A 12,120-nucleotide genomic window follows, 5' to 3' on the forward strand; every position below is an offset into this window, starting at 1 on the left:
CTCGAGGGGTAAGGAAACGGAGACACGATGACAGTCAGAGCGCAGCGACGCCCTCGATTCCGGTGGAGTGCGCGGCTAAGCGCGCGGCTGGTGGGGGCAATTGCGGTGGTGGTGGCGCTGGGCGCAGCACCTCTCGCGGCGACGGCAGCCGGGCATCCGCACCACCTTGCAGGCGAAGGAGCCGCAGCGACCGGGCTCGTGCACGCCGGTGTCGACGACTTCGTTTTTGACAGCTACGAAGGCGAGTTCTTCCTCGATCGTGACGACGAGGGGCGTTCGACGTTACTCACCGTCGAGACCTTCGTTGCTGTGTTTCCAGCCGATCAAAACCGGGGGATGCGCCGCGCAATTCCGAGTACCTACAAGGGCGAACCGCTCGACATCCGTGCGATCTCTGTCACGGATGAGAATGGCCAACCCCGCGACTTCGAGGTTGAAGAAGACGGCAACTTCACCCTGGTGACGAGTGCGGCCGATTCCTTTGTCGAAGGAACCCAGACGTATGTCTTTACCTACATGCGATCGAACGTGACGCGGTTCGCCGCCGACACCGGCGCTGACGAGTTCTACTGGGATACCAACGGAACGGGATGGAATCAGCCCTTCGGCTCGCTCACCGCCACAATTCATCTAGGCGAGGGCCTGAGCGACGCGCTCAGCGTGGCGCCCGACTGTTACTGGGGGATCGACCGGTCGACCCAACGCTGCGACATTGTCGCTCTGGATGACGATACATACTTAGCAACGCAGGGGATGCTGCAGCGGGGGCAGAACGTTACGGTCGCCTTCGGGTTCGAGCCCGGCACGTTCGTTGCCCGCGACAGCTCTTACTTCGGCTCGGCAGCAGGCTACGGCCAGCCGCTGGGTTTCATCGGTGCGATCGCTGCAGTGATCTGGGCTATTCGCGTCCGGCGGTCCAAGCTCGCGGATGACGGGGGCCGCCCCACGATCATTGCGGAGTATTCGCCCCCACGCGATGTCTCGGTTGTCACCGCGGCGCTCGTGATCAAGAAGCGTCACAAAGCGGTTGCCGCGCAGATTCTGGACTTCGCCGTGCGAGGTAAGTTGCGCATTCTCGAAGAGGAATCGACAGGCTTCTTCTCCGCGGGAACCACCTACCGTCTCGAGTTGATGGACCCCACCGGCGTGACGGGGCGCGAGCTGGAAATCTTGCGCGCGCTCTTCGGGCAGTCGCTGCAGCATGGCGCCATCCGGGAAATGAAGAAAACGGATTCCAAGCTCAGCAAGAAGATGTACTCAATTCTGACGGCGGAGAACTCCGCGCTCGCGGCGAACGGCTACCGGCGGAAGCTGAGCGCGCGCAATTATCTTCCCTTGCTCATTTCGGTCGTTGCCGTGATCGTGTCGATCGTTTTCGGTATCGCACTGATCGATGGCGACTACGGTTCCGCTGTCCCTTTCTTGGTCATCATGGTGTCGTTCATGGCAGCGGTTCTGACGATGTCGCTGCTGTCGCGTACTCCGCTGACGGCGCAGGGCTCCGAACTGCGCGATCACCTTGAAGGGCTCAAGCTGTACATCAGACTCGCTGAGGCTGATCGCCTGCAGATGTTGCAGAGCCCCGAGGGTGCGTTGCGGGAGAGAAACGAGGCGACGGGCGCCACCGACGTGCTCAAGATCTACGAGAAGCTTTTGCCGTACGCGGTGCTGTTCGGTCTCGAGAAAGAGTGGTCGACAGAGCTCAGCCGGTACTACACCGAGAGCTCCCCGGACTGGTATCGCGGTTCTAGCGGCTTCAACGGCGTGCTGTTCGCCTCGAGCATCTCAAGTTTCTCGACTGCGGTGGCCAGTTCGTACTCTGGCAGTTCGTCAAGCAGCTCGAGCGGTGGCTCGGGCGGTGGCGGTTCCTCTGGCGGTGGCGGCGGTGGCGGAGGCGGAGGCGGCGTCTAGCCGCGCCAACGACGCAGCGTCGAAGCCGCAGGGCCGGAGACGCCGGGCCGAAGACGCGGCGTCGAAGCCGCAGGGGTCATGGCCTCGTCGTTCGCGCGTGCGAAGTCCAGCACCAGCAGACGGGTATATTCGAACGAGTGAGCGCAACGTACCCGAATCGTCCCCGACGCGTTGCGTTGCCCGCTGCAATCCTGGCGGTTCTCGTGCTGTTGGTGGGTGCTGGTGTCATCGGCACCGAAATCTTCACGATCGTGCGCTACGTCGTGAGCATCCTCGCCCTCATCTGCGTCGTTTTGGTATGGCAGGCGCGGCAGTGGTGGTGGGCGATCGGTCTCATTCCGATTGCGATTCTCTGGAACCCGATCGTGCCCATCGTGATTGATGACACCCAACTTTTCGCGGGATTGCACTACACAGCGGCTCTCGTCTTCATCGCGGTGGGTGTCGGCGCGCGCGTCACAGACTCCACAAGTCGAGGTTAATTCGCTGCAGTAGCGCGCTCGCGCCTATTTCTGCGTACACTGGATACCGCATCCCTTGAGACCACCAATCGCATCGCAGTTGGGTCTGGCTCACTCGAGTGGAAGTTGTCGTTCAATTGAAGTTACCTTCGAGGCAGCAACTACTCGTTCTACGTCCCTGAGTCGTCGTACCCACTACTGAGCCGCTTGCCTAGCGCCAGGAGAATAATTGACCAACTCGTCACAGACCGAGTCCTCGCAGCGCAATAAACGACCCAAGAACTCGGGTCAGCGCCAAGGCAACACTCAGCGCCGTCGCGCTCGTCCCGGCGACGACACGGGCGTTATCCCCGTGTTGGCTCGCGCCGCACGCGAGGTTGAGACAGCTGTTCAGAAGGGCCCGCTCAAGCCGACCAACCGCGCACGTTTCCAGGTCGCAGCACTGTTGCTGCGTGAAGAGCGTGCCCGCGTGAAGACGGATGCCACGCTCACCGAATCCGAGCGTGCCAATGAACAAAAGCGCCTCGATGGCCTCGCGGGCATCCTCGCCAAGACGGCCGCTCGCGACACGAGCTTGCTCTCGATGTTGGGGGAATCGGCGCCGATCACTCCCGCGGCTAAGGCGCTGCGCCGCGACCTCCTACTGGCTGCCGGTGTCGAACTCAGCCCCGATGAACTGATCATCGCTGAAGAACCGAAGCCCGTCGACAAGCAGGTCGAGAAGCAGGTTGTTCCGGCATCCGTTCGCCAAATGCAAATGGCGAACCCTTTCTTGGCACCTGATTTCAGCGCGATTGCGCCCAAGCCCGAGCACAACAACCGTCTCGCAAACTGGGAACTCATCGACCCACTATTCCGTGCATTCGAGCACGGCTCTGGCGGCGGAGCAGCGTCGATGGAGCTGCCCGAAGCTGAATCGCTGCGTACCCGGGGAGATCTTGAGCTGATGCGCCACCAGGCGCGGTTCGTCGAGGTTGTGAAGCAGGGCCACCGCACGTTCTTGCTCGCCGATGAGCCTGGACTGGGTAAAACCGCTCAGGCGCTCATGGCCGCCGAAGCCTCTAACTCGTACCCCTTGCTCGTTGTCGTGCCCAACGTCGTGAAGACCAACTGGGAACGCGAAGTTGAACTGTGGACTCCTGGCCGCAGCGCCACGGTGGTTCACGGCGACGGCGACACCGTCGATGCGTTCAGCGATGTCGTCATCGTGAACTACGAAGTTCTCGACCGTCATGTCGGCTGGCTCGGCCGTTTCGGCTTCAAGGGCATGGTTGTCGATGAAGCTCATTTCATTAAGAACCTCAAATCTGAACGCTCCAAGCACGTCTTGAGCCTGTCGCAGAATATTCGTGCAACGTACCCGAAGGCGCTGCTCATGGCGCTCACGGGAACCCCGCTGATCAACTCGATCGAAGACTTCCGAGCCATCTGGCAGTTCCTCGGCTGGATCGACGGCACCAAGCCGCTCGCCCCGCTCATGTCGAAGCTCGAAGACACCGACCTCACGCCGGCTGATCCCGGCTTCTTCTCCGAAGCGCGTCGTGCCGTTATCGATATGGGTATCGTGCGCCGCAAGAAGGTCGACGTTGCTGCCGACATTCCTGCTCGACGCGTCGCCGACATCCCGGTCGAACTCGACAGCGACCTCGGTCGCTCGATCCGTGCCGCCGAGCAGGCCCTCACCGCTCGCCTTGTCGACCGCTTCACTCGCGTTCGCAAGCTCAAGCCCGATGTGGCCATCGAAGATCTCATTCGCGTTGTCGCTCACGCCGAACTCGAAGAGTCGAAGAGCGCCACTACCGGTGAGAACGTTTTCACCATGGTGCGGCGAATCGGTCAGGCCAAGGCAACCCTGGCCGCGGACTACACCGCGCAGCTCGCTCGTTCGGTGGGCAAGGTCGTCTTCTTTGCTAAGCACATCGATGTCATGGACACCGCTGAGGCGCACTTCGCCAAGGTCGGCCTCAAGGCCGTCTCGATCCGAGGCGACCAGAGCGCCAAAGCTCGCCAGAACGCGATCGACTCGTTCGCTAACGATCCCGAAGTTTCGGTTGTCGTAGCTTCGCTGACTGCTGCTGGTGTCGGCCTCAACTTGCAGGCGGCATCCAACGTCGTTCTTGCCGAGTTGAGCTGGACGAACGCCGAGCAGACGCAGGCGATCGACCGCGTTCACCGCATCGGTCAAGAGCTGCCCGTCACGGCCTGGCGCATTATTGCCGCGCACACCATTGACGCCCGCATCGCCGAACTCATCGATAGCAAGGCCGGCCTCGCCGCGCGTGCGCTCGACGGTTCTGATGAGGATGTCGTGGCTGAAGCGAACATTCAGTTGCAGGCGCTCTCATCGCTGCTTCGCGACGCTATTAAGGAATAGCTGATTCGTTAAGAAATGGCTTTCTGGCCATGGCTTTTTCTCCAAGTCTCCGGGTGCGCGAGCGTACACTTGAGGCGTGATCACAGTGTGTGTGTATCGCGCCGTAAATCAATGGAGATGAGAAAAAGAGTTGAGCAACGCCCCTGTGCAAAACACCGCTACCCGTATCGAATCCGATTCACTCGGTTCGCTTGAGGTTCCAGTAGACGCGTATTGGGGAGTGCACACGCTTCGCGCGATGCAGAACTTTCCCATCACGCGTCGTGCTATCTCCGTTTATCCCGATCTCGTTCGAGCGCTCGCTCACATCAAGCAGGCTGCGGCACGCGCCAATGCTGAGCTCGGAGTGCTCGAGTCCCGCAAGGCTCATGCGATCGACCAGGCCTGTCAAGAGATTCTCGATGGCTCCTTGCACGCAGAGTTCTGCGTCGGCGTTATTCAGGGCGGTGCCGGTACCTCCACGAACATGAACGCGAACGAAGTAATCGCGAACCGTGCTCTGGAAATTTTGGGGCACAGCAAGGGCGAGTACTCGTTCTTGCATCCCATCGACGACGTTAACCGCAGCCAGAGCACGAACGACGTGTACCCCACGGCGATCAAGCTTGCGATGGTTTTCGGTGTTCAGCGACTGTTGGTGGAGCACCAATTGCTCTCCGAATCGTTCGGCGCCAAGGGCCGCGAATTCGTCAACATCCTCAAGATCGGCCGTACCCAGATGCAGGATGCGGTGCCGATGACCCTGGGTCAAGAGTTCACCGGCTTCTCGCACACGCTCGAAGAGGACTACGCGCGCCTCACCGAAGTTCTGCCGTTCATGAGCGAAATCAACATGGGCGCTACCGCGATCGGTACCGGCATTACCGCCGACTCGCGCTACGCCGAAGCTGTGCGCCGTCACCTCACCGAGGCCACGGGCATCGAGATGAAGACGGCGTTCGACCTCATTGAGGCCACGAGCGACGTTGGAATCTTCATGACTCTCAGCAGCGTTCTCAAGCGCTCTGCAGTGAAGCTTTCCAAGATCTGTAACGACCTTCGCTTGCTCTCGAGCGGACCTCAGGCTGGCTTCGGCGAAATCAACTTGCCTGCCAAGCAGGCAGGGTCGTCGATCATGCCCGGCAAGGTCAACCCGGTTATTCCCGAGGTCGTCAACCAGGTCGCCTTCAGCGTGATCGGTGCGGATGCCACGGTTACCGCCGCGGCGGAGGGCGGCCAGTTGCAGCTCAACGCGTTCGAGCCCGTAATTGCGCACTCGATTCTGCAATCGGTGGCGTGGATGACCAACGCCTGCCGCACGCTGCGCGAGAACTGCATCGACGGCATCTCTGCCAACGAGGAGCGCCTTGCGGCTCAGGTCGAGTCGAGTGTGGGCGTCGTCACCGCCTTGACCCCGTACATCGGTTACGCGGCAGCAGCCAACCTCGCGCACACGGCGCTCACCACGAACGCCTCCATCGCACAACTGGTGGTCTCCGCGGGACTCATGAAGGAAGAAGATGTTGCCCGCGTTCTTACCCCGGAGCGTCTCAGTGGAGTTTCCCCGATGACGGCCGCGATTTCTCTTCCGTGGTTGGAAGAAGAAGCTAAGTAGTCACTACGCACACAACCCGGGCCCTCTCAGCGAGAGGACCCGGGTTGTGGTGGTGTCAGAGCAGGGGAGCGGCGCCGCTATTTAGCGGGGAGCTCGTCGTCGTCATCCTCATCGTCGAGAGGCGCGAGCGCTTCGTCGCGTGCTTTACCCGCGGTCGTGAATGCGCGGTCGATGGCGTTCTCGCCGCGTTCGCGCAGTTCAGCGAGTTCTTTGTTTGCGTTCTCGCGCACGTCTTCGGCTGTGTCGGTGACGCGGCCGACAGCACCGCGAGCGGTAGCCGAGGCGCGATCGGCGATCTCTTTGGCGGACTCTTTCGCGTTGTCCGCAAGGTCCTTGGCGGTTTCCTTCGCCGTGCCCGCGAAGTCCTTGGCAGACTCCTTGGCGTTCTCGGCAAGCTTGGTGGCGGTGGTGCGAGCAGTCTCGGCGAATTCGCGAGTGTTCTCGGCGACATCCTTTGCCTTCTCGCTGACAAAGCCGGGAGTCGCCTTAGCTACTGCTTCGGCCTTGTCGAGCAGAATCGGGCCCTGAGTGCGCGCGTAATCTTCGACAGACGTGCGTGCTTTAGTCACGCGAGGGCTCTCCCACACTTCGGTGGCTTTGCCCTTCATCTGGTCGTAGCGTTCACGGCCTGCGCGCGCGCCAACGACGTATCCAACAGCGATACCAAAACCGAGAATCAAGAGTCTGACGTTCATGTGCCCAGCCTACGGTGAGGTTGCGTTCTGCTCTACCTAGAATGGCCGCGATCTCCACAAGTGCATGCACGCATAGCTGCGCCAGGGAGCCCACTGGCGTGAGTACTGGGTGAGCGCTGTCGCGGTGGCGGGAAGCCCCAACTCGCCAGCACCTTGGCGCACAACGAGGTCACTGCTGAGCATGATGTCGGAGTTGCCGAGTACCCGCATTGCCATGTAGCCGGCCGTCCACGGGCCGATTCCGGGCATTGCTACAAGCTTTGCTGTGAATTCATCGACAGGGGTGGAGACATCCAACTCGAGCTCGCCCGACGCGATTGCTTCGGCAACGCCGAGGATGCTGGCGATACGTGTTTTGGGGCCACGCAAAACCTCGGCCCCGGATGCCGCCAACACTGCTGCGCTCGGGAACAGCCCGTCACTGCCCAGCTCGGTCACGATCCGGGCATGCACGGTGCGCGCAGCGGCAACCGAGATCTGCTGCCCGATGAGCGTGCGGAAGAGGGTCTCCTCGGTATCGACGCTGCCCGGCAACCGCATTCCGGGCACGCGGGCCACCGAGCCCGCGAGGGCCGGGTCGCTGCTGAGCGCGCGGTCGATCGCGAGCGAGTCGGCGTCGAGGTCGAAGAGGCGACGCACGCGGGCGACGAGCGGGGCGACATCCGAAATGGTGGCGAGCTGTGCTGTGCACGTGATGCCCTGGTCGCCGAGTTCCAGGCGCACGTGGGCGATACCACCGGGCAGACGGATGGCGCGCTCCAGGCTGGTGGCGCTGGCTGTCTCGATCCCCGCTACCGCATGATTCGCGAAGAACGTCATGAGCCCGGCGCCGTCGAAGGGCGCCCGAGTCGGCAACCGTAGGGTGAGGGCAGAAGGGCGCTCGTGTGCGGTCTGGGGATGCGCTGCTGCTCCGCGCCGAGCGAGCGTGCGCAATTGGCTTGGCGTGGTCTCGTACACGGCCTGGATGGTGTCGTTGAACTGGCGGATGCTCGAGAAGCCCGCAGCGAAAGCCACGTCGGAAATACTTAGTTCCGTTGCGCCGAGCAGTGTTCGGGCGGCTTGAGCGCGGTGCGCACGGGCGAGAGCGAGTGGGCCGGCTCCGAGCTCGGCGGTGAGCACTCGGGTGAGGTGGCGGCTCGTGTAACCGAGGCGAGTCGAAAGACCTTCGACTCCGTCGCGTTCGACGACTCCGTCGGCGATGAGGCGCATGGCGCGCGAGGCGAGGTCGTCGTTAAGGTTCCATTCCGGGGAACCGGGAACGGCATCCGGTTGGCACCGTTTGCAGGCGCGAAGTCCGGCTTCGTGGGCTGCAGCCGCGGTGCGATAGAAACGCACATTGCGTGGTTTCGGTGCCACGGCGGGGCAACTGGGGCGGCAGTAGATTCCGGTGGAGTGCACGCCCGCAATGAACTGTCCGTCGAAGCGGGCATCCCGCGAACACAGCGCGCGGTATTGCTCATCGAAGCTGAGCGTGGGGGAGAGCATGTTCTCACTCTGTCACTAGCTCGGCGCTGTGACCAGCGGAAATCAGACATCACTCCACCGTGCTTCCGTGCGGAAACCACGGCAATTCTCGTCAGAAATCTGGGGAAGCGACTACAGTCGCAGCGTGGAATCTTCGTGGACAGCCCTTACCGTCGTGGCCGCACTCTGGCTCGTAGCTTTTTCAGCGCAGGTCGCTGACTACGCAACGGCACGCTTCGACCACTTGCGACTGGCTCGCGGTGTTCGCACGCGACTACGCCTGCATCCGGTGGCGTGGACCGTGCCTCTCGCGGGAATCGCCATTGTGGCGCTCACGATCTCGGCTGATTGGAGCACTCGCCTCTTCTTCGCCGACCCCGCTCAGGCTCCCGCCGCCATTCTGATTGCGCTCGGCACGGTGGTCGTCGCCGTGATTATCGTGGCCATCATTGCGGTCGTCGTCGTGCGCCCGCCCGCCGATAGCTACCGGCTCGTGCGCGACGAACTGCTCGAATCAGCGGGTCTGCGCATCCACCAAGACCAGGTCGACGAGTTCCGCGCTCGCGTCACCGCCATCGACAACGCCACCAAAGCCCACCGTGCTGCGGATGCCGCCACAGTTTCAGCGGCCCTGCAACTGAGCGTGCGCACCCCGCATCGTCTCATCGCCCCCGTGTTGGCAGTCGTTCTTGTAGTGGTGTCTGGCATCGCTGCGGGGCAGGACTCGGCGTCCCCCTGGGTAGTGCTTGGTGCTGTTCTCGCGGTTGTGGTGAGCGTCGTTGTGGGAATTGTGGCGGCCCAGGCATCGCTGGCGCTCGCGATGTCGGTGCGCTCGACTCAAGACGTGTACCGCGGCGAGCTCATGAGCCTAATTGTGGAGGCGGAGCGATCGTCAAAGAAGCGCGTCGCGGGACTCGGCGACCGCGTCAATCGTGCGCTCAGCATCCTTCGAGAGCAGCAAGAGGGCACCAAGTAGCAACGGGAGCTGCAGCGCCCGCACGCTAGTCTCGATGTCATGACCGCGAGTGATCCTTCTTCCGTGACTCCTGACTACACGGCGGCATCGGGGCGCACCGCACCCAGCCCCACCGCGGCATCCGCTGAGATTGCGCAGGAAGCGCAACAGCACCAGTTGCCGCCCCACGTGCCGCAGCCTCGCGGCCCCGGCCTTCTTATCTTGGGGATCCTGGGCGTCATCGCGCTGTCTTTCGTGCTGCTCTTTGTGATCGTCTATGTGATCTCGGGCATCGGAACGGATGCCTTCGCGCTCGGTGGCATCTTGGCTATCGTGCCGCTGGCTGTGGTCTTCTTCGCGGTGCGATGGATCGACCGGTGGGAGCCTGAACCTCGCCTCGCCGTGGTCTTCGCGTTCCTGTGGGGTGCCGGCGTTGCAGTGCTCCTGGCGCTCATCGTCGGGGCTGAGATCGACAACGTCATCAACGCTCTGGGCGGCCCCGGCCCGGCCTACGACTTCTTCTCTGCCGCCATTCAGGCGCCGATCGTTGAAGAGGCAGGCAAGGCCCTCGGCATCCTCGTTATCTTCTGGGTGGCTCGACGCCACTTCGACGGCCCGGTGGATGGTCTCGTCTACGCCGCGTGGATTGCCGGCGGCTTCGCCTTCACCGAGAACATTCTCTACTTCGGCTCGGAGCTTGCCAGCATCAACGGCAGCGGAACTGGCATCCTGCAAATGTTCCTCGTCCGCGGTCTGATGTCGCCGTTCGCGCACGTGATGTTCACCGCCTGCACAGGGATCGCGCTCGGCTTAGCTGTGCGTTCCCGCAGCAATGGTCGCGCTGTCGGTGTCTTCGCCGTGGGGCTCTCCCTTGCGATTGCGCTTCACGCGCTGTGGAACGGTGCGCTCTTCTTCGTCAACGACTTCTTCGGCTACTACGCGATCGTGCAGTTCCCGCTCTTCGTCGTCGCCATTGTGATCGTGGTCTACCTGCGTCGTCAGGAAGCGCGGATGACGTTCGACCGGTTGGCCGAGTACGCCAATGCTGGCTGGTTCAATCAGGATGAGGTCGCCGTGTTGGCCACTCCGGCTGGTCGTCGTCAGGCGCTCGCGTGGGCAGCGCGCAACAACAAGCGCGCGGTGATGAAGGTCTACATTCAAGAAGCCACCCGGCTCGCGTTTGCTCGCCAGCGCATCATCACCGGTAGAGATCAGATCGGTGCCATTGCCGATGAAGCCGTTTTGCTGGGCGCCATCGTCGAAGCTCGGCACGCTCTTACGGGAGCACAGCGAGCGCACTAGCAAATTCTCTGCCGCGCGCGTCAGCGAGCCGTCGTTAGCCAGCGATCGTTAGCCAGCCATTCTGAGGAAGAACTGGAGGCCCCATACCGCGATGAAAATACCAGCGGTGATGAGGGTCGCCGTGGGAACACCGCTCTTGAGGCGTTGACCGCGCGGCGCGACGAGATTCACGCTGCGATCGCCGATAGTTTCGTCGGCGTAGTTGCGGGATTGGCGCAGAGCTTTCGTGCCTACCGTGTCGGCGATGCCCAATAGGCGACGGTGAACGGCGGGGTCGACAAGATCGAAGGGCTTCGGCGAGTACACCAACAGCCAGCGATCAACGACTTCGACGTCGTAGGGGGCCGCTTTGTCGATGAGGAGCGCCATGAGGTCGGGCGTAAAAACGTACAGAGCGTCGCGTTCGTACGCTTTCGGGCAGTACAGCGTGAAGTGGGTGTCGAAGTCACCCTCGAGGCTCAGCGCCTGATTCTTTGCAAAGGTTTGCGGCAGATTGGTGACGCCGAACAGCTGATTGTTGGCCGTGGCATCCAACACCATATGGGGGAGCGCGCGATCGAGTTCGAGCGCGAGGAACCCCCAATTGTGCGTTTGGCGGTTCTTTCCGGAGCCCGTGGTGTACCGGTAGTTGCCGTAATCGAGAGTGCGCCCGCTCGCGCTGCGAAAACGATTGTGAATTGAGCGATTGCCACCCTGAGTGAAGATGAGCCCGGGATAGAACGCTGTGCTGTCGAGAGGCGAGAAGACGAGGTCGTTGTCGTCGGCAAACTTGTTCATGCGGTAGAAGCGCTGCCACGGTCCGCCGTGCTTGCGCCACGATTTCACGCCGACATAGCCGCCACCGACGATTAGCGCGAGCACCAGAAGGCTGAAGAACAGCACCGGGATCGCTGCGAAAAAATTGCCGCTCGAGAAAGCTGACTGAAACGAGCCGCCCACGATCCCCATGATGGGGGCTCCGAGAAAGAGTGCGAAGAACGCGACAACCACCACGATCAGCACGATGGTGCCGGTGCGTTGAATGTGTGAGTATCCGAAGTGGTCACGGCGAGATGACTTGAACACTGCGACATCGTGCGGGTTCACCGGATAAATCAACCCGGAATAGTCGATGGAACGCAGCATCCGACCATCGTAGGTCGCGGGAGGCCTAGGGGAGCAGCCTCAATTCGGGGGTGATCACTGCGTTCGCAACGCTGGCGGGCAGCGTTCGCAACGCTGGCGGGCAGCGTTCGCAACGCTGGGGGGCAGCGTTCGCAACGCAGGCGGTCAGTCTGGAAGAAACAGCGCGGAGCCGTAGCGGTGGGGCAAACCGGCCGTTAACAGACTCATCGCCCACCGGTGCGGCACTGCCTGCGACTCTG

The 12,120-nt window shown here is 62.2% G+C and carries 9 protein-coding genes; 6 read left to right on the plus strand and 3 right to left on the minus strand.

Going from position 1 to position 12,120, the window contains the following annotated elements; genetic code table 11:
* Positions 1-90: 90 nt before the first annotated feature.
* The 4 genes from CLV85_RS12825 (at position 91) to CLV85_RS12840 (ending at position 6,340) form a co-directional block, all read left to right on the plus strand.
* Positions 91-1,911: a DUF2207 domain-containing protein gene (locus CLV85_RS12825; RefSeq protein ID WP_229820462.1), complete on the plus strand. Its 1,821-nt coding sequence runs from the start codon at positions 91-93 to the stop codon at positions 1,909-1,911.
* A gap of 137 nt (positions 1,912-2,048) precedes the next feature.
* Positions 2,049-2,393 (plus strand): DUF6804 family protein, encoded by a 345-nt coding sequence (locus CLV85_RS12830; protein WP_100390033.1) that lies wholly within the window; start codon positions 2,049-2,051, stop codon positions 2,391-2,393.
* Positions 2,394-2,601: 208 nt separating this feature from the next.
* Positions 2,602-4,746, plus strand: a complete 2,145-nt coding sequence (locus tag CLV85_RS12835; protein WP_100390034.1) for a DEAD/DEAH box helicase — start codon at positions 2,602-2,604, stop codon at positions 4,744-4,746.
* A 145-nt stretch (positions 4,747-4,891) separates the two neighbouring features.
* Positions 4,892-6,340 (plus strand): aspartate ammonia-lyase, encoded by a 1,449-nt coding sequence (locus tag CLV85_RS12840; RefSeq protein WP_169925823.1) that lies wholly within the window; start codon positions 4,892-4,894, stop codon positions 6,338-6,340.
* A 77-nt stretch (positions 6,341-6,417) separates the two neighbouring features.
* On the opposite strand, the gene CLV85_RS12845 is transcribed toward CLV85_RS12840, so the two are convergent.
* Together CLV85_RS12845 and CLV85_RS12850 are read right to left on the minus strand one after the other, a co-directional pair.
* Positions 6,418-7,035, minus strand: coding sequence for a protoporphyrinogen oxidase (locus CLV85_RS12845; RefSeq protein WP_100390036.1), 618 nt, complete (start codon positions 7,033-7,035; stop codon positions 6,418-6,420).
* Between the two features lie 36 nt (positions 7,036-7,071).
* Entirely contained in the window at positions 7,072-8,520 is a 1,449-nt protein-coding gene (locus tag CLV85_RS12850) for an AlkA N-terminal domain-containing protein (protein ID WP_100390037.1), read from the minus strand.
* 124 nt (positions 8,521-8,644) lie between these two features.
* Between CLV85_RS12850 and CLV85_RS12855 the strand changes: the two genes are divergently transcribed.
* Positions 8,645-9,475: a hypothetical protein gene (locus tag CLV85_RS12855; protein WP_100390038.1), complete on the plus strand. Its 831-nt coding sequence runs from the start codon at positions 8,645-8,647 to the stop codon at positions 9,473-9,475.
* Between the two features lie 39 nt (positions 9,476-9,514).
* Positions 9,515-10,756 carry a PrsW family intramembrane metalloprotease gene (locus CLV85_RS12860; RefSeq protein ID WP_100390039.1) on the plus strand — a complete coding sequence of 414 codons (1,242 nt, stop codon included), beginning with the start codon at positions 9,515-9,517 and terminating at the stop codon, positions 10,754-10,756.
* A 48-nt stretch (positions 10,757-10,804) separates the two neighbouring features.
* On the opposite strand, the gene CLV85_RS12865 is transcribed toward CLV85_RS12860, so the two are convergent.
* Positions 10,805-11,881 (minus strand): hypothetical protein, encoded by a 1,077-nt coding sequence (locus tag CLV85_RS12865; RefSeq protein WP_100390040.1) that lies wholly within the window; start codon positions 11,879-11,881, stop codon positions 10,805-10,807.
* Positions 11,882-12,120: the final 239 nt, after the last annotated feature.

It is taken from the genome of Salinibacterium amurskyense (genome assembly GCF_002797685.1).
In the GTDB taxonomy this organism is placed as follows: Bacteria; Actinomycetota; Actinomycetes; order Actinomycetales; family Microbacteriaceae; genus Rhodoglobus; species Rhodoglobus amurskyensis.

Bases quoted from the DNA above. Each gene is read 5' to 3' on its own strand.
- CLV85_RS12850 (WP_100390037.1), bottom strand. From the start codon at position 8,520: ATGCTCTCCCCCACGCTCAGCTTCGATGAGCAATACCGCGCGCTGTGT.
- CLV85_RS12845 (WP_100390036.1), bottom strand. From the start codon at position 7,035: ATGAACGTCAGACTCTTGATTCTCGGTTTTGGTATCGCTGTTGGATAC.
- CLV85_RS12865 (WP_100390040.1), bottom strand. From the start codon at position 11,881: ATGCTGCGTTCCATCGACTATTCCGGGTTGATTTATCCGGTGAACCCG.
- CLV85_RS12860 (WP_100390039.1), top strand. From the start codon at position 9,515: ATGACCGCGAGTGATCCTTCTTCCGTGACTCCTGACTACACGGCGGCA.